Origin of the sequence: Cyclobacterium amurskyense (genome assembly GCF_001050135.1) — a bacterium.
GTDB classification, from domain to species: Bacteria; Bacteroidota; Bacteroidia; order Cytophagales; family Cyclobacteriaceae; genus Cyclobacterium; species Cyclobacterium amurskyense.
Window position 1 is genome coordinate 5,709,899 of the sequence record NZ_CP012040.1, and the last position, 18,438, is coordinate 5,728,336.

Consider the following 18,438-nt stretch of genomic DNA (forward strand, 5'->3'; position numbering starts at 1 on the left):
AATTTATATCATCAATTCAGATTTATTGGACTTTTAATTAAAAACCCATTTGGGTATTTGAGCTACTTGTGGGCACAGGAAGACCATTTATTTGCTTTAGCATGGTTGCGAATTTTTCTAATCATAGGATTAACTATTTTTCTCTCTTCATGATAAGCAGGTCCAGTACCTATTGGCACCCCATGATCCTCTTTCACTAGGGCTAGAAAGGAGTCAATCCAATTCATTTCAGCTTCGAAAATTGCATCTTGAAATTTTGGATCCAACCTAATCATTGCCTCAGCTAAAATGTCATTTATCGTAAGGGCACTTTTTGGAAATGCCATTTCATTTACCGCCTTTTCCAAGGGTATCAAGACAGAAGGGTCAATTAATGCCGTACGCATTTTAGAGGCATGAAATCTTTCATGAGCTAAAACTGCATCCTCCATAAACCATTCTACATAAGAAGCCCCAAGATTACTTAAATCATTAACCTGATCGCAGTAATTCTCTTCACTAGTATTTCCCCCCGGCCCGGTTACTTCCTTCATTCCGGGAAGAAGGCGTGTTTGCACAGAATAATGACCTACCAATCCTGTAATGACTGGATGCCACATTACACCATCATCTATTAATTTTAATTTAACATCGATGGTTTCAGGGAAAACCCTTCCCATATCTGCAGGGCCCAAACTATTTGATGCAACAGCTCCAGCCTGGGCGATTACATTTTTCAAGTCAATCTTAGCATCAATGGTTACAGGCATTTCAGGTGCCATTACCTCCACTCCTCTGTCAAGTCTATCAAGGTATTGGATTGTGTTTCTACCCACTACCCCATCCACAACCAAGCCCATATCCGCTTGGAAAGCTTTCACAGCTCTGCTCGTTTCCTCCCCAAAAGATCCATCTGCACCATACTTAGGCAAACGATAATCTAAACCAATTAAAGCGTATTGTATTAGGCTTACAGCTGTTCCATTGGAGCCAATTTTTAAAGTGGCATAATTGTCAAAAGTATCTTCAAGCAATTCATTTGTTGAAAATCTACTTGTTGGATGAAAATCATGGCCATCATTTAATTTCGACTGCACAGCTTTTTTTATAATCCCCTTTTGTTGAATTGTATGGGTGAGTTCATGAGCCAGTAGATGCTTTCCTGCTTTTGTTTCTGGTTGGTATTGTCCTTGATTAAAAAAGATATCAAATCCATGGGCAAATGCCTTGGACCTAATTTTCTTATTCATCATTTGAGCCTTTTGATCTGTATGAATTCTAACTTTGCTAAAGTCAGAGCCAAATTTTTTCTCCATAAATCTTTTCGTATCAGGAGACATTGGCATACCCTTCCCCTTTTCTTGAAAAAGGACGTGTTCTATACTGTTAACTTGGCTTTGGCGGGATGAATCCTTTCCACTTTTGCTTTCTTTGGTTTGAATACTGTCTTCCTCTTTTGCAGTTTGAACGGTATCCTCCTCGTTTTTGGATTGGACAGGTTCTTCCTCAGAACCTGCTGCACTGACTTTTTCTTCCTCTTCTGCTTTGGTGCTAACAGTTTCCTCTTCTTCAGCTCTAGCCTGTACTGGCTCTTCTTCTTCAGCTTTTGTTTGTACAGGTTCCTCCTCTGAAGCAGCTGCGCTAACCTTTTCCTCCTCTTCTGCTTTGGCGCTTACTGCCTCCTCTTCATCCCCTGCTTTTTGGACAGCCTCTTCTTCATCAGCTTTAGCTTGTACTGGTTCTTCATCCTCTGAAGCGGCCTGCAGTTTATCCGTGGTATCTTCCTTTTCTTTACTTTGTACTGCTATTCCAGTATCTTTTTCATCTGACACTTTTTGAAGCATAGGATCAAAAAAATTATCATTGTCAAGAGAAGGTGTCAAACTATCACTTTGTTCCTTCTTATGGCGAAAAAAACTATTCCCCTCCTTGCTTTGAAATAAAGGATTGATCAAACCTACTGAGGACTTTCTAAAACCTTGTCTTTTCATAGTATCTTCAATTTACCACTCTACAAGCAAATGCCTTTTTTGCCAAGGAAGCTTTATTAGTGATAGGTTCCAGGAAATACTTTCCAATAATACATCTTGTCCCTTTCTTTCCACAATTAAGCGGTCAGCATTTTCCTCAAAAACCAATTTGCCATTTCGATTTATAAACTCGTTACGAATAGTCTCTATTCCCGTGTTTCCCAATCTCTTCCAGTTTACCTTTAGTGCATTTAAAAGTTTCCCTGTCTTGTCTTTAATATCTTCGGAAAGAAACACCTCTCTATTAACTTCTTCATTAATAGCTACCCCTACTAAATACTTTTCAAAAACCAGCTCAAAATCAAAAGGTTGCTCTTTCCTGTTAGACAAATAATACAATGCATGAACAGCAGTTTCCGAATTATTAATATTCCCTTCTTCATCTATCAACCCGCAATCAAGAAAAAATGATTTCAAAAAAGGATGCAGTAAAATCAAGCCTGAATTACTTATATAATAGCTCTCTTTTTTATCTATACTTTTTGATTCTGACCGATCCCGAATATCATTTGGATTTTCATTTCCCGTTTGCACTTTATTATCGAGGATTCGAATAATCGATGGAACAATATCCTTTCTAGCTTTAATATCATCAAATTTTATGACTTCTCTGAAAATTTTCTCTACTATTTTCCTATTTGGTTTGCTAACTTTAGAAAAGTAAAGCTCTGCAATGAGCTGCCAATCGCCTTTCTTTTCCTCAAAAATACTTAAAGCGACTATTAACCTGTAAAAACCAAGCTTTTTGTCATCTTCCAACCTCTCATTTATCTGCTTAAATTGGAGTTTTTTAATAGGTGATTTGCTGCCTATAACTATCCAAATCAATTCACCTATTTCCTTCACTCTATATTGCCTAATCACTCGATCAAAGAACGGGGAATGCTGGAAGTATTTAAGCAAGTTCCCATCTCCTCCAAACTTCTCCATTATGGGTTTTAATTTTGCCCATTCAAAAGTATCTCTGGCTTTTTCTATAGGATACCACCAAGGCAAATGTCCATTTTCCAAAAAATAAATCCATGATTTCAACAGACTTATTACCGGATCCAGAACCAAAACTTCTTCATCTATTTCTTTTTTTGTTGAAAGTCCAATCGGATCCGAATTGAGCATAAGCTCATCACTATGTACCTTCTTAAAATTGAGCTTGCTATTTGAAGCTATTTCTTTAGAAATCACTTCCTTAAATTGATTCATGAATGCTTTTAGAATTATTTTAGGCTCTAAAAAATCTTCTTCCAAAAGATCCAAAGAAATATTTATCTGGGGAATCTGAATGAAATCATTTTGTAATTCTTTTTCCAATTCATCAAGATAGGAAGCAATTAAAGGCAGTAAAGAATCCTGAACAAAGGTGTTGATATTTCTTTCTATAGACTTGGCATTCTCGACCGATTTGGAATATATATCGATAGAAACTTTTTGTATAGAGTGCGTATCAATTTCCTTCATTTATTTTTATTCTTTCAAATTAATTCTTATATTTCTAAACGTTTGGTCACTAGACTGAACCTATTTTACTGGCAAATGAGTATGAAAGAGGAAGCAAGCAATTAAGTCAAAACGTCTTGAAGTTGCGTTCGTTACGTGTTGTTTACATCACTATTGAGTCGCTTATACTACTAGATCAGAGATTAAAGCAAGTGAAATTGGACAGAAGCCCCATAAGGACCAATCATCATCCGGAATTTGTATGATTGGTCCTTTTCCATGTCTTATAGTTGCAGTTTTTCTATAGAATCTATCCCTCGCGGCTGACCTCTTTTTGCTGGCACTTCGATATAAATATCAGCCTTTTCGGTAAATGGTTCCAAGGTTCTGGTCATTTCTCCCCTGTCAATTTCCCTATCCAAAACCACCACCAATGATGCTTTACTTGCCTGGTCTTTACCATGAAGTGTGCTTCTTAATCGCAGAAATCTAAAGATCAAATCATTCGTGTCCGTAGCGTTTTTATAATCATTTATCATTTCAATACTTGCCCAGCTACCATTCACCCAATCTCCCGTTAAATAAAGTTTGTGCCCAATTTTAGAACTTGCCAAGGCTGACTGAACACTACGAATAATTCTTTGAACAGAACCAGGAAGATCACTAACTTTTTCAGGAATTCTTGGTTTAAAGTTGCCAGTAAACCTTGAATCGGCTTTTAAATCCTCTATCAAATCGTTCCATTGCTTCCATTTACCTTTAAATTCTCCATAATCATCATCCTTATCCACAGGAGCAAATTCACTTTGCAATTGTAAATAGGTAGCCTCTCTGTATTTCCTAAGCTCTTCACAACGAATAGCCTCAAGCCTAAAGGTTTTGTCAGATTTCACCATTCCATCTTGAGTATAAGTATAAGATGGCTTGTTGATACTTATGGTGTTGTCTGAAAAACTAATGCTAAACTCATCATCATAAGGCCGGGTAATAACGAATCGCTTGTAAGATTCATCATAATCGAAGACCAATCCCTTAGGGAAACGCTCGTTTAATGCTTCAGTGATGGCATGCATCCGCCTATTATAGATTTCCTCAAAAGGTATTTCAAGCGTGACGGTCCCATTAATAATTTTTTGACCATTAATGGTATAATTGTTAATCGCCAATCGGTAACTTTTTGGCTGAACCCCAGACCTTCTTACCGAACCTTTGATACTTCTTGAAAGGTTATTAAGGTATTTTAAAGAACTGATCCAAGGGTAGCTGCAACTAGCAACCTTTACATGACTGGAACCAATAAGTCCCGTCTCGTCAACCACTCTATAGGAAAGGGAAAGGTCAGCTAAAACCTTGTTATCGTAGCTAAGTAAAATATAGGTTCCAGATTTAGGTACACCTCCAAGGCTCGAACAAGAAGGATGTTCCTTTAAGAGTTTTTTCAACTCCTTCTGATTGGATGCCAAATCCAAATGATACGCTTTAAACTCCAAGCCAAACTGACTAATCATTGAATTTATTGACTGGAAAGTGCTCTCTCCATCTGTTAGCAAATGTCCTCCTATAAGATAACTGTCATGCCCTTCATATTCCAGCAATAATGGATTATTCCCCATCGAATAGTGAAAACTAATGCTTGGGCTACCACCGTTCCATTCGGACAATAATTCTTCACTTTTTGAATAATAGAAAGGTATTGAAGGAAAATGCGAATTGTGCTGTTTTTTCCCATTCGGAATAATCCTCAAACCTTCTTCTGTTTGAATTTGATAGGAGGTTAATATAAAATACATTTTCCTAAAAAGGTCATGAATTTTATTTTTAGCTTGATCATAATCACCTAAGGCAGGAGATCTATAAAATCCGTGGCGAGAACCCGTATTTACCAACTTCCCGAGCAAAAGATGTTTTGGAAAAGAGGAAATGGCTGGGTTAGGCCAGTAGTCAAGCTCATTTAAGGCATCTATTAAAGCATTAAAAGTATTGATCAAATCTCGGGCAAGGAGGTAACGATACTGCTGAAAATTATACTCCTCTTCTTCCTGATTAAAAATTTTGTCGATCAATTCACTAAAACCATCTACCAAGCTTTGAAAATTTTCATCTTGATCGAATATATATCCAAAGCCTTCTACTATCTGTTCTAAACCTTTAGACATTTCGTCCAAAGTATTGCCATTTTTGATCGCTGCAATATATAAATTATCAATCTGCTCAAATGAAGTGGAGTTTTGTGGAGTATGAACCACCTTCATCAGTTGAAGTTTTGACAATTCTTTTAAAGCCGCTGTAGTTTTAGTTTTTTGACGTAAAACGTTATCAAGGCCTACTAAATTTTGGATGGAAGCATCATCTAGCATTAAGAAACGCAATCTGGCAATTTGCTCAATACCTTGGTTGTCACAATTGATATCTCCACATATATCCTCTCGCTTAGGATAGCATTCCAAATAAGCCAAAAAGTTTTTATTGTCCCAATTGGCTAATTCAGATAATGGCTTTGCATCAGGGTCTCCCTCATTGCAAAGCTCCCAAAGCTCTACTTGTTCTTCATCTATATAGAAATAGGGAGAATATCTTGCATTTTCATCAATAAACAGCCTGAAATGCGTGAAGGTTAACTCCTCAATAGAAATATTTTTCTCTTTGGGTTGTTCTTCTGACAAGGCTTTGTGCAAAATAATCAGGTCTCCATCTGTAGTGATTCCAACCCCTTGTTTTACCACCAATTGGTCTCCTCCTTCTGCCCCTCTTTTGGAAATGCTAAGGCCATGTACGATACCCACTCCTGTCAGTGCTATTCGACTCAACCTGTCCTGATCTTCGAAATAGGCAATCGTTTCATTTAGCTGCGTATGGGTAAGCACCTGATCAGCCTTATAGTTTCGGTATTGGTAGATTACGGAACTTAGTTTATTTGACATGGCCTACTGGATTAAATGGTTCCTAAATTTGATCTTCCTAATATGATGGTATCTCTCATTGCATTGCTTTCATCCTCATCCTCACAGTTGTATAAGGTACCAGTAGGATAAATCGAGTGCAATTCGGATAATATTTTTATAAATTGTTCATGGTATTGATAATCTCCCACTGTTAATCCCGAGAGGAAATTGGCATAAGCCTCCTCAAAAAGACTCATTTGGTCCTCTTCTTCAAGATCACCAGTATTGGCCCTACCTATCCAACAAATCTTGGCTAAAATATGGGCCGGCATTTCTTCTCTGATTAAGTTTTCTAGAAAATCTCGGAAATCTCTATCGGCAAACCTGAATGAGTTGCCCGGAAGTACAATCGTCACTCTAAAAGAATACGGATCTATACAATTCCCTTCGGCACAGTCATCCTTGCAAAATGGCAGGAAATGCTGATTGGAAAGCTCTGCTTCATTGAAATCTGGTCGCAAGAGGATGTTTTCAACAACAAACATTCCTTCATCATCCATTTTCTCATCCATAAAGGATTTGAAACTCAATAGCGCATTTTTAAAATTTGGGAAAGCAAAATACTTCTGCTGACTTGCAATCAGATAATCAGGGCTTTCTGGATCTTTTATATCCAAATTAAACACACCAAAGGAGAACCTTCCTGTTGGAGAAATACTTACTTTAAAACAGTCAAAATCAAAACCTACTTCAGGCACTTCTCCGAATTGGTTCAGAGTCTCTTCTATGGTTTCATTGGAAACAGCCTTGACTTGCTGGATAACCAAGTAAATGTCCTTGTGCGCAGCAGTTCTCCCTTTATAGGATTTTATGGACTGTAAAAGGACATTTTTATCTTGATCATATATTCTCCATTTAAAAACTGCCTCACCCTCGGCATTGGTACTTGGATAAATCTCTACAAATGAACGAGATAAGTTTTTTCTGAAATAATCTTTAATCCCAACCAATAAAGCAACTCGCTTTTCAAATCCAGAAGTATTCTCCGTATTCCAAAGATTTTTCAAAGGCTGCTTGTAATAGTTCATCGCGGTTGAACGCTCAGCACTTATTTTTCCATATTCCTCCAAAAAAAAGGATTTGGTTTTCAGCACTTGTTCATCAACACCTGATCCATAGATTTTTTTCATCAAAAATGCATAATCAGAAAATTTCTCTGCAAACCTTGCCAAAAGGTGGTCTTTCAACTTTTGACTCCTTTTATTTCGCTCATCAAATGGAGCCATGAGGTCCTCGTAAAGGGACCCGTCATCATAGAAACTTCCTAAAAATTCACCATGATCACCTATATCCGTTACGGTTTCTGTAAAATAAGACCTTTCATGAGTACTAAAGACTGATAACAGGTTTTTAACTTCAGTAAGGTGCTTAAAATAGCTCACCAAAATTTGATCGAAAAAAGTCAAATAAGCTTTTAATTGATCTGCTTTCTTTTCACGATCTACTCCTTTGGCACTTTCCGGAATACCCAAAGGCCCAACTCCATAAACCTCCGGAAAATCATTCCTTATACTTGAATACTCTCCTAAGGGATATAAATGAGGTACAGGAAGAGGAAATCCTTTTTCCTTTATTTCATATTGTTCTACTTGATTTTGAGTAACAATAGCATTTTTATGAGCGGCTACAGTTTCCTGATTTACATTTAGTGGCAACAATCCCTTGAAAAAGTTAAACTTGCTTTTATCACACAAAACAGGCTTTTTCCCTTCGGGAACTGTAATAACCCATCCACCCCCTGATGAGCCTTCCTCGCAATGATTGATACTTAAATCCCTTATGGCTTCAACACCATCAATATCCATTATCAATTGGATGATGTCTGATTGGCTTATTTTATCACGTAATTTTGCGTTCCTTAATTCATCCGGATCCAAATACCCATGTTTCAAATAGGGGCCCTCCAAAATCTCTTCGGTTGTATATCCTTTGTCAAGCATGTTCTCAAAAGAGTAAAAATGGATATTGGGAGAGAAATATTGTTCAATTTCCCATTCAATTTTTGCTGCTATTAACTCTTCATCAGCATCAGGACTCAAGTCCATTATTGCACAAACTTGAACGGGATGGCTTTCAACAGGAATTACTTCTACTACATCCTCACACAAATTTCTATTTTGATGATAAGCAGAAAGAACTTTCCTCTTGATTTGGGCAAAGGGAATATCATCGCTTGCATCTATTAAAATCTTATGAAGACCTTTCAGTTCAAATGACTTTTTGTCTTTCTCTGGTAAACCTTCCCAAATCGCAGGATCATAAGCCATTTTAAGGTTCTTACAATCCATATAAATTTGCTTAGAATAGGTTTCTATCCAGCTATTTTTGACTCCTTCAACATCCATCAGTAACATCCGATAGTCTAGACCTGTGAGTGCTTTACAGGGCAAGACATCACTTGCCATATGGAAATGCTTTTTAAGGTAATTGGCTTTATCATTTCCCAATAGGAGATCCTCGATTGGCAAGGAAAGCCTATACCCCAAATCAGTTATTGCATAAGCCAGAATTTCTAAAATAGTAACTCCGGGATCATGGGCATTGTAATCCGTCCAAATTTTATTCCCGATTCTCTGTATAACTTTTATTCCTTCATCTTTAAGAAATTGAAAGTCTAAATCATCACTTGTATGAACCTCCTTTGAAATCGGGCGATATGTTTTTTGATTCATCATCTATCAAGTAATAACTGGTGCGTACAGTGAGACATCATGAGACTTGGCTGAAACCAGAATGTGTTTAGGACTGCTTGGTAAAATATTATTCCCCATCTCAGTGCCATTCCTAAATATCCGAGGTTCCTGAATAAAGTCTACATAACCCAATTTCTCGAAAAAATAAACAAGACTACTCTTATTGAAATGATTATTAAAATCTATAGCAAGGTTATCACCAGAAGTCCATGGTGAAAGGTAACTAATGATGTCAGCATCTAACTTATTCATATAGAAAGACTTATCCAACCCTGGGTAAAACGTTACTTGAACGTTAATTCTAATTTCCTCATACAGAGGATTAACCGCTTTTATTTTAACCTGAGGTGCTGATTTCTCCTCAAGAAAACTAGTTATTTCATTTAGTTTGGCCGCACTGAAGGTTGGCTGATAGATATCGTAGACATTTTTATTTAAGGTGTCAGGTATTACCAAAACCATAACATGCCCTGGAGACAAAAATGATTCAGAACAGGTATGGTTGAGGCATTTAACCTTATACACTTCAGGGAATTCTTGTAGCACCAGGTGTTCAATATCCCAAAGAGAAACACTCCTGTTTTTGTGTCTCAGCCTTTCACTTGCTCTTATATAATAATTCTTATCTTGCTCAGGTGCTTTACCACCAAAGGAATTGAAAGGTTGAAAAACCCCCTTAATCCCTGCTTTTCTTTCAATCATTTTAGCAATACTTTCAGCAGGCAATCCATCTTTCAAATGGCTTAAATCATTGCCATTATCGCTCAAGACTACCTTAATGGCTTGGGAAAAAATGCCCAGAACACGGCTTGTCGCATTGTATGTTTTACCTGAACTTACCCTTAACCAAACCAAATCGCTTTCAAATCTATGGTGAAGATTGAAAGCTTCTTCTGGTAAGGAAAATACGATTATCCCTGATTTGAGTAAGTTGTCGGTTTGGTCTGAAATAATATTTTCTCTTTCCAGGTCTTTCCAATAATTGCTTACCAAAACAGACCATTTCAACCTATCAGTTTCTTCAGTTTGCGAAGGATTTTCACTTCCTTCCAACACCTGAATTAACAAAGACAACTGCTCCAAAGGAGCTATGCCTGAAATCCCAATGAATAATTCCCCGACCTTTTCAGGATAAGGAATGGCATAGATTTCATTGTCTAGCGTATGTGCTATTCCAATTTTATTTGCCTTGTTTTCTTCGTACCAACCAAAATCATCCCTCACAAAAAATTTCAAACTCGGATCAGGTGTAGCGGTCCAGTCAAAGGATTCTTCTGTTTCGTAATCTATATTTAAGGTTTCCAATAATGGCGTATAGGGTTCATTTGGAATAGGCGTTTCTGGTTGGTCACTAGACATGGCCAAAGCATACAATCTGGGGTATAATTCAGATAGAAAAGATTGGAGCAGTGTAATTTTAATCCCCTCATTTATATCCAAATATTTTTTACCAGCACCTGGCAAAACGTCAAATGTTTTCTTAAACCCATCCCCATCAATTTCAAACAGCACCTCTTCTGAAATTTTAGTTGTCCATCCTTGACCGTCGTTCAATGAGAGGCTTGCTTTAAAGTGATTGTTGTTTTTGACAATCAAATTATCGGGATCGGGATTTACTGTAATTTTATTGGTCAACAAAGGCTCCCTAAAACCAGTAGGCTGCAATAAAAAGGATTTTATAGGCTGCGTCACACCCGGACCTGGTACAAAATGTTGGGAAAAATAATTGCCTTTGCTCAGGTATTGACTTCCCAAATCTCGATAACCATAATACCAATCTTTAAAATCTGTAGGGGTATTGGACCACTTTCCCCGAATTGTCACTTTTGTTGGCTTTTTCTTTTTCCATTCGGGGTATTTTATATAAAAACTACTGCCTTTTTTAGGGATACTTCCAAAAGGTTGGAATGGCTTTTCTGGGTTAAGAATACCCAAATCGGACTCTACAATGGGTGTACTGATATTGCTATAAATGGACCGAATAGTCAGCTTTTGAAGTGCTGTCCCACCAAGCCCTTTGATCCACTGAAATGCTTTCTGAGAATTACAGGATATGTCAAACCAAATTAAAGGAGCTCCCTCACCTTTGCTGTCCCCATGAATTTTTTCTTGTTGATCCACGATTGCTGCCTGTGACTTGTCAACAAAAAGAACAATAGTGAGTCGATTGCCTTCCACTTTACTTTGAAAGTCACTCTTAACCTGAAGGTCAAAAGGTGAAATCTCCACCCAGCCTTTCTCACCACTGTATTGCACGGTAAACAGTTGATGAACATCAGCGGCTGTACCAGAAAAAGGCAAGTTTTTCTTAAAGGTAAATTCAAAGCTGAAATATTTGTCCGATGCTGCCGTAGCCCACAATGAAGGAAGGGAAATACCAAAACCAAAACTGGCATTTTGCAAGGCAGGAAATGTAGCCGTTGATAATGAATGTCCAAAGGGCCACCATCCTTGGTTTTCCTCCTTAAAAGGTTCCCCCATCCCATCTGAAGAATTGGCAACCTGGCTTACTTTAATTTTTCTTTGAATGGAATCCGTATACCTGTTCTTAATATGACTTACCTGTGCAAGATTTGGCGAGAACTCATTTTCTAAAATGTACGTCCGCTTTTTCCCCAAGGCATCTACTCCACCATCAAATGAGGTCCCTTTGTTTAATAAAGGTTTAGGTCCTTTTCCACTCTCAATAATCAGAAAAGCTTCGTCGGGAACAGCAGGTTGCTTTGAAAAACCCAAGACATCACCATAATAAAAATCCAAATGCCTTTTGGTAATATTATTTAGTCTCCCTCGAGAATTTTCCAGAAGTTGTAAAAAAGCCACAAGAAGCGTAAGCTGAGGCTTTAAGGTACCTTCTTTGGAAAAATTCTCCAGCTTTGTAAGGATAGATTGCTTTAAGTGATCATAAGCAGGTGTCCCTTTTTGAGGTAAATCCTCAACGGCCAAAAGCTCCTCAAAAAAAAGCTGCCAGTTATCCAAAGTTACCTTTGAAGTGTTCGCAGGAAAAAAGGGGATATATTTCGCAAAATTATTAGCAAAAAGCAGCCAGTCTCCAAGCTCCAACTCCATCAACTCAAGGTTGCTAGGGTCAAGTCCCGGGTTTATTCTCATGGCTTGGGAAGTACCTTTCCTCCACAATACCTTCAAAATATTTAAATTATCTGGCTGCATAAATATTAAATCGATGTTCCTTCATTAATATAGTAAGGGTAAACCATATTCATTCTTGAGTTGGTACTTCTGACCAAATAGCTCAACTTTATCAATACTTTACCCGCAATTAATCCTTCTTCTTCTATTTCGATTTTTTCTACTTCAATCCTTGGTTCATGGTACAAAATGGCGGTACGAATTAATTCTGAGATATAGGTTATGGTTGTTCGGTTTAAATTTTCGAATTGCAATTCATCCAGCTGACATCCATACTTGGGTTGCATTACCCTTTCACCTAATCTGGTAGACAGCAGAATCCACAAGCTTTCTTGGATATCTACCGATCCTGATCGCATCTCCACCATTCCTGAATCCTTGTCAAAGGTTGGTGGAAAGCTCCAACCTTTACCTAGAAAATCTAATTCTTCTTCCATAACTGTATTTTTTAACCAATTAGAACAGTAGCCAATCCAGCCACAATAGATCCACCATGCGTGGTACTATCACCCATCCTAGCAGCTGGCATTCCTCCGATAAATACAGTAGAAGACCCTGCTACTATTGAATCAGGAGGGCCGGCACATGTGGCCATATCCCCCACTCTTGCTGCGGGCATCCCACCTATTAATACAGTGGCCTCCCCGGGTGGTAAAATTGGCCCGCCTACATGAGGTGCCCCTCCGGGATTTACCATAGGGCAAACATGCATGTCTGTGATTCTTGCTGCTGGCATTCCCATTATTGTATCAATTTATTTGTATTAAAGATCCTTTTATTGTCGTCGAACCACTGCTTGACAATGTAGCTCCAGCACTTCCTTCTGCTTTGAGTTCTGCCTGAGATTTAATATTAATATTGGTTCCTTCAAGGTTTATGTCTCCGCTACTTTTTATATTCAAATCGGCCGAACTATCCATCACAATACCATCTCCATCCATGGTAATCGTATTGCCATGATCATCCGAAATCGTGATCGACTCTCCATCATCATCCATCACAATCTTCTTTCCTGCAGGAGTCTCAATTTCTAATTTACTCAACTCGTCGTCAATCAATACCTTTATTCCCGATCTTGAAACATACCCCTTCAGGTGATTATCATCTGAAAGTTCCAAAGGGCTGGGATGGCTACTACTAGGCAACATGCCCAATACCACTGCCTGATTGGGATCCTCATTAATAAACCCTACAATCACCTCATCATCAATTTCGGGTCTAAATACAAAACCCCGTTCACTTCCTGCATCCAATGAGCTCAACCTACACCATATCCCTTGTTCTTCAGGATTGATAACCGGTAATTTCACCATTATTCTGTCTTCTCCATCTGGATCACCTTCCAATTGAGACACCACACCAACTTGTAAACCTCTTATAGCAGCCAAAAGGCCGGATGAAGGTTGGGTATGTATACTGAACTGATCCGTAAACCATTCTGGATCTAAACCGAATTGCACATCAAGCGTCCAATTGCCATCTGCAATCTGATGCATGACAGCAGAGACAAATGCATCGCCCGAGAACCTATCACCTACCCCTTCCAGAGTAATAACTTGACCAGGTACAGGTTCAGAATTCCCTTGAATTTTTACCCTTCCTCTGGTTTTAGATAGTTGTTGAAACATCAATTTACTGTCTGCCCAGTCCTGCAAAAGCACGTCGGGTATCTTCCCTCCATTTTTAAGCTCAATAGGATCAAGGTTCATCAAATTGGCCAATTCGTCCGTAGATAAGTTTCCATTAAGACTAAAACCAGATTGTTTGGCATCTACTTTAATTATTTCCTGATCGGTCGGATTCCAACCAAATGAAGAAACCCCTGGAACCTGATTCCGGCCATCCATTTCGGCGTCAAATTCAAATATGCTTTCTCCAAACTTCACAGTCTGTACACTTCCTTGTTCTGGATCTGGCTTAGACACATGTACCTTACCATTTTCCACATTCACAACCATTCCATTGGCCTGTGCTCTAGTTACCAGGAAATCCCAATCAGTACATTGGTATTGTACCAACTCAGGATGAGTAAAATTGGTGTGCACTAAATCTGCCTCAAGTCCATTTCTGGTAATAAGCTCTTCCATCAAGTCACTGTCTTTAGACTCATAGAAATAACCAGATTTACGGCTATTGGCCATTTTAAAAGCCTTGTCCTTACAGTCTATCAGCATTACAGAACTTCCATCTCTGATCTTTAATTGATGATTTACTATAATCCCTTTAAATATGGTGGCCGTTTCTGATCGATAACCCGCCAAAATTTCAACTTCATTTCCAGGCATTAGTGTTTGTCCATTACTAACTGGAAAATCACCTGTGGCTGCATCCCCATCTATTATTGTGATTTTTGCATAGGGTATTCTATTCAGCTCACGCTGAACAGTAACATTCATTACCTGAATTTTGTCAGGGAGTGCAGTGCCTGACACTAAAATTTCCAAAGTGACAATATCACCTGAATCTATCATTTTTTTTTAATTTTACGCCGACCCTTGTTTTGTAATGGGAGGGAAGTATATCGCTTGTCCTGGCTTTAGGTTTCTGAAATTAATTAGCTTATTCACCCTGGCCACCTCTAAATAATACTTGGGGTCGCCATAGATTCTTTGTGTCATTAAGGGTAAATTATCTCCGGCCTTCACTATTCTGTAATGTGTTAAATCCGGAGAACTTCTGTTTTCTTTTGCAGCCCTTAAATCATCCTCTACAAAACCTTTGAATTTAGCCTTTGCTAGAGCACGGAGAGGTGTACCATCTGGTCTAAACAACTTAAACTCCACAGTCATTTCTACCAAACTGCCTTTAAAAAGAAGGCTTCCCCAGGAGATCATTACATAATTAGGCTTATGCTGCTCCCCGTTATAGTTTAGAATTACTTTTTTAAAATGCTCGATATCATCAATAACCCCATCTTCAGTACTTCCTTTACCCTCAACAATTCCTGTCCTGTCAAATAAGAAATCCAAATCGAGTTCTTCAGGAAGTTTTTTATTGAATTTGGTAGGAGCAGCACTCGTTCCGGGTGCCTGATCCTCATTTTGTTCAATTTTATATTGATAAGCGTATTTCTCAGGGTTAAGCAAAGTCGAAAACTCCCCATCAGCCACCTTTTCACTGAATTCAGGATCACTATAAGCGACAAGCTTCAGTTTCTCTAATTTTCCTTCGCTCATGACAATTACCTTTCTTTTTTAAGCTTAAGTATTTCCATAACCTGTTCTACACACTGAGCAACAACCTTTTCTTTGTCAATGCCTACTCCTTGTTTCGCCTTTCCTGCCTCTTCGACATGAAATTTGATATGCATTTCCTTTATATTTATTGCCATTAATTAATCCTTGTAAAATATTGATAAGAAAATTCCATAGATTCTATTGCCAGCTTGCTTTCCATGGCGTTAAAAGAATCAATCGTCATTTTAACGGGGAAGGCATTTACCACATTCCATGTGATTAAAGGCTCATGTTCTTCATTCAATAAATCGATTGTAATGGATCTTGTTTCAAAATTGAAGTTTTCCATGGCTTCTTTAAACCAATCAGTTAACCCAGTTGAACCTGCAAGCCCTCTTTTTAAAATCAGGTTAGAATATTTGGTTTTCACAGGCAATTTATGCTTAAACCTGTTTTCTCCACCTTCAGCATATTCTTCAGTATCCATGCTTACATCCAAGCCTGATATCGATTGAAAATAATAGTCTTCCGTATCGTCCAATCCTGAAATGGAAACTTTAAAATGGAAACTTGCATAGGGGTAAACATCTTCCATTTTTAATCATTTTGAATACTAAGACCTTCATGGACCAATTCCATGGTTTGAATGGCCACTTCATTGCCATCCGCCTTCAAGTCTGTAGATTGAATTTTGGTAGGCCAGGCATTTTTTACTTTCCAGGTAACTACTGGTTCATGCTCTTCATTCAACAATTTAATGGTGATGTCCCTTCTTTCAATCTGATTTAGACTAACCGTATTCCACCATTCATAAAACTCATTGTCGCCAGCAAAAGTCCCGCTTTTCAGGGTAATATTGCTGAATTTTTGCATGCCTGGCATTTTGATTTTACTGTATTCGGGACTGGCCCCATGCCTGTATTCTATAACTTCCGTTTCCACATCAAGACCAGAAACTTCTGTAAAACCTATTATAGTTCCACCCCAATCAACTGAGAAATGAAACTTGGATAATGGATAACTCATGATTTTTTACATTTAAAGGGTTAAAACAAATAATCAGGATTCCTGCATTTTGTGAGAGAATTTAAGAATGATAAATTCAGCCGGCCTTACAACCGCCATGCCTATCTCAACATTCATTTTTCCTTCCAAAATATCCATTGCTGTCATGGTTTGTCCTAAACCAACACGGACGTAGAAAGCATGCTCAGGCTTGGCTCCTGCCAATGCACCAGCTCTCCATTGGAGAATAAGGAAATTTTCTATCATTGCCCGTACTTTCACCCATGTGTTAGCATCATTGGCGTCAAAAACAAATTGCTGGGTAGCATTTTTAACGGATTCTTCCACCATATTGAAAAACCTCCTAACGGATATAAAACGCCATTCATTGTCATTCCCAGCTAATGTTCTGGCTCCCCATATCAAGGTTCCTTTTCCGGTAAAAGACCGGATTGCATTAATGGATTTTCCGGCAATGGTGTCTACATTCAACCTATCCTGCATGTCATTTGTGATCTTCACAGTAGGCTTGACAACATAGTTTAAAGATATATTGGCCGGTGCTTTCCAAACTCCAATATTTGAATCTACTTTGGCGTAGATACCCGCTACAAGAGATGAAGGAGGCAGAACTACCTTGACCCTGTTAATTTCAGCTTTTATCTTATTGTAGGTAGCACTATCAATGGCTTCTACATCACTTAAGGAAAATCCATTGAGCACCCCTTCAGATTCCATATCCAATTCTTCAATATCCAACATCGCATCCAATATGGCTGGATCGATTAAATCCAATACAGACTGAAGTAAAACATTAACATCCGTATTTGTCAAAGCAGTATTGGCATCCACTGAAGCTTGTTTCACAGCATCTCCGGTGATGTCTCCATTCAATATATCAAGGTGACCTTGAAGCGCGGCAATAAATGTGGGGACATCTCCACCTTCTTCTAGTTCATCATTCAATGCATTGGCGGCTTCGGTTGCAGCTGTAGCAAGTGTCTCATTTTGCTCTTCAGCCATGGCAGCCACATTATTGGTATCTTCTACGATTTCAGCCATTAAGCCTACAAATTCATTCAAGGCATCGATAATGGCATTCAATGGGTCAACTACAGTGCCCTTATTCGTTACAGCTTCTTCATCTGTACCACCTTGGATAGCCGTATCTGCTCCTGAAAAAGCGGACACTTCAGTAGGCAAGTCTGTAATGATACCTTCGGCCTCAACCAGAATATCATCCACTTCCTCTAGTATATCAGAAACAGGTGATGCATCTGTAATTAAATGAGTAACTTCTGTTTGTTCTGGGTCATAACTGTAGTTCAGAATCGTTTCCAGGTAAGGAAAGTAAACCGCCCCATATTTCTTTTCTTCCAAATCAGAGGTTATTAATTCCCTAACGCCGGATTCCAAAGAAATCTCCGTTTCCATATTATTTGTATAGGTATCGATGATCGTAAACCTATCTCTCATTTTTCTACACAGTGCAAGTGCATTGTTGTAGATGGAGTAAAACTCAGCCGCTTCAGGAAGTGCTGTAGCATCTGGGAATAATATCAAGGTGGGCTCATCTTCTTTTTCCAACTCCTGCAAGCCTGTGTTTAATGCTGCCATCGTTACAGGAGTAACTGGGTCAGCGTCATCATATATACCTACCGAAATCACATAACAAGGCCCCCCACCATTTGCAAAATAAGCCTGTAAGGAATAAAACATTAAAAATGGAGACTTGTCTTCAGGATCAGGGGCTTCCACTAAGATCGCTTTTTCTCCAGCTTCCTCTGTTACCTGAACTTTAAGTCCAGTTTCAGGATCTGGCCCGCCAAAAAAGGTTTCATATTCCAGTAATGAAACGATTCGTTTGGGTTCGAGAAATAATGTTTCGCTTGTATCCGCTTCATTTTCTCTGGCCTTTTCTGTGTAGCCTATAAAAGCCGGAATTGCGGTTTCTACTTGGGCTACGGATGGAGGAAATTTCGATATTTCCTCAATGTATACACCTGGGGTTCTATAATTTGCTGCCATG

At 38.5% G+C, this 18,438-nt stretch carries 13 protein-coding genes; all 13 read right to left on the minus strand.

Features of this window, described 5'->3' with window-relative positions; translation table 11 throughout:
* Window positions 1-62: 62 nt before the first annotated feature.
* The 13 genes from CA2015_RS22640 to CA2015_RS22695 all read right to left on the minus strand — a co-directional run bounded on the left by CA2015_RS22640 (window position 63) and on the right by CA2015_RS22695 (window position 18,437).
* Window positions 63-1,970, minus strand: a complete 1,908-nt coding sequence (locus tag CA2015_RS22640; RefSeq protein WP_048643960.1) for an eCIS core domain-containing protein — start codon at window positions 1,968-1,970, stop codon at window positions 63-65.
* Window positions 1,971-1,982: 12 nt separating this feature from the next.
* Window positions 1,983-3,464 (minus strand): contractile injection system tape measure protein, encoded by a 1,482-nt coding sequence (locus CA2015_RS22645; protein WP_048643961.1) that lies wholly within the window; start codon window positions 3,462-3,464, stop codon window positions 1,983-1,985.
* Window positions 3,465-3,727: 263 nt separating this feature from the next.
* Window positions 3,728-6,364 carry a hypothetical protein gene (locus CA2015_RS22650; RefSeq protein WP_048643962.1) on the minus strand — a complete coding sequence of 879 codons (2,637 nt, stop codon included), beginning with the start codon at window positions 6,362-6,364 and terminating at the stop codon, window positions 3,728-3,730.
* 11 nt (window positions 6,365-6,375) lie between these two features.
* Window positions 6,376-9,060: a hypothetical protein gene (locus CA2015_RS22655; RefSeq protein ID WP_048643963.1), complete on the minus strand. Its 2,685-nt coding sequence runs from the start codon at window positions 9,058-9,060 to the stop codon at window positions 6,376-6,378.
* A 3-nt stretch (window positions 9,061-9,063) separates the two neighbouring features.
* Window positions 9,064-12,249: a baseplate J/gp47 family protein gene (locus CA2015_RS22660; RefSeq protein ID WP_048643964.1), complete on the minus strand. Its 3,186-nt coding sequence runs from the start codon at window positions 12,247-12,249 to the stop codon at window positions 9,064-9,066.
* A 5-nt stretch (window positions 12,250-12,254) separates the two neighbouring features.
* Window positions 12,255-12,665, minus strand: coding sequence for a GPW/gp25 family protein (locus CA2015_RS22665; RefSeq protein ID WP_048643965.1), 411 nt, complete (start codon window positions 12,663-12,665; stop codon window positions 12,255-12,257).
* 11 nt (window positions 12,666-12,676) lie between these two features.
* A complete protein-coding gene (locus CA2015_RS22670; protein ID WP_048643966.1) occupies window positions 12,677-12,970 on the minus strand; it encodes a PAAR domain-containing protein in 294 nt (97 codons plus the stop codon).
* 7 nt (window positions 12,971-12,977) lie between these two features.
* On the minus strand, window positions 12,978-14,699 hold the full coding sequence (gene vgrG, locus CA2015_RS22675; protein WP_048643967.1) for a type VI secretion system tip protein VgrG: 1,722 nt from the start codon (window positions 14,697-14,699) through the stop codon (window positions 12,978-12,980).
* A gap of 12 nt (window positions 14,700-14,711) precedes the next feature.
* Window positions 14,712-15,404: a CIS tube protein gene (locus tag CA2015_RS22680; RefSeq protein ID WP_048643968.1), complete on the minus strand. Its 693-nt coding sequence runs from the start codon at window positions 15,402-15,404 to the stop codon at window positions 14,712-14,714.
* A 5-nt stretch (window positions 15,405-15,409) separates the two neighbouring features.
* Window positions 15,410-15,559: a DUF5908 family protein gene (locus CA2015_RS25250; RefSeq protein ID WP_262485589.1), complete on the minus strand. Its 150-nt coding sequence runs from the start codon at window positions 15,557-15,559 to the stop codon at window positions 15,410-15,412.
* Window positions 15,559-15,999, minus strand: coding sequence for a phage tail protein (locus tag CA2015_RS22685; protein ID WP_048643969.1), 441 nt, complete (start codon window positions 15,997-15,999; stop codon window positions 15,559-15,561). Before CA2015_RS22685 ends, CA2015_RS25250 begins: the two co-directional genes overlap by 1 nt.
* A gap of 2 nt (window positions 16,000-16,001) precedes the next feature.
* On the minus strand, window positions 16,002-16,430 hold the full coding sequence (locus CA2015_RS22690; RefSeq protein WP_020891016.1) for a phage tail protein: 429 nt from the start codon (window positions 16,428-16,430) through the stop codon (window positions 16,002-16,004).
* Between the two features lie 33 nt (window positions 16,431-16,463).
* A complete protein-coding gene (locus CA2015_RS22695; protein WP_048643970.1) occupies window positions 16,464-18,437 on the minus strand; it encodes a phage tail sheath family protein in 1,974 nt (657 codons plus the stop codon).
* Window position 18,438 lies beyond the last annotated feature (1 nt).

Bases quoted from the DNA above. Each gene is read 5' to 3' on its own strand.
- CA2015_RS22650 (WP_048643962.1), bottom strand. From the start codon at position 6,364: ATGTCAAATAAACTAAGTTCCGTAATCTACCAATACCGAAACTATAAG.
- vgrG (WP_048643967.1), bottom strand. From the start codon at position 14,699: ATGATAGATTCAGGTGATATTGTCACTTTGGAAATTTTAGTGTCAGGC.
- CA2015_RS22670 (WP_048643966.1), bottom strand. From the start codon at position 12,970: ATGGGAATGCCAGCAGCAAGAATCACAGACATGCATGTTTGCCCTATG.
- CA2015_RS22655 (WP_048643963.1), bottom strand. From the start codon at position 9,060: ATGATGAATCAAAAAACATATCGCCCGATTTCAAAGGAGGTTCATACA.
- CA2015_RS22665 (WP_048643965.1), bottom strand. From the start codon at position 12,665: ATGGAAGAAGAATTAGATTTTCTAGGTAAAGGTTGGAGCTTTCCACCA.
- CA2015_RS22690 (WP_020891016.1), bottom strand. From the start codon at position 16,430: ATGAGTTATCCATTATCCAAGTTTCATTTCTCAGTTGATTGGGGTGGA.
- CA2015_RS25250 (WP_262485589.1), bottom strand. From the start codon at position 15,559: ATGGCAATAAATATAAAGGAAATGCATATCAAATTTCATGTCGAAGAG.
- CA2015_RS22695 (WP_048643970.1), bottom strand. From the start codon at position 18,437: ATGGCAGCAAATTATAGAACCCCAGGTGTATACATTGAGGAAATATCG.
- CA2015_RS22660 (WP_048643964.1), bottom strand. From the start codon at position 12,249: ATGCAGCCAGATAATTTAAATATTTTGAAGGTATTGTGGAGGAAAGGT.
- CA2015_RS22645 (WP_048643961.1), bottom strand. From the start codon at position 3,464: ATGAAGGAAATTGATACGCACTCTATACAAAAAGTTTCTATCGATATA.
- CA2015_RS22680 (WP_048643968.1), bottom strand. From the start codon at position 15,404: ATGAGCGAAGGAAAATTAGAGAAACTGAAGCTTGTCGCTTATAGTGAT.
- CA2015_RS22685 (WP_048643969.1), bottom strand. From the start codon at position 15,999: ATGGAAGATGTTTACCCCTATGCAAGTTTCCATTTTAAAGTTTCCATT.
- CA2015_RS22640 (WP_048643960.1), bottom strand. From the start codon at position 1,970: ATGAAAAGACAAGGTTTTAGAAAGTCCTCAGTAGGTTTGATCAATCCT.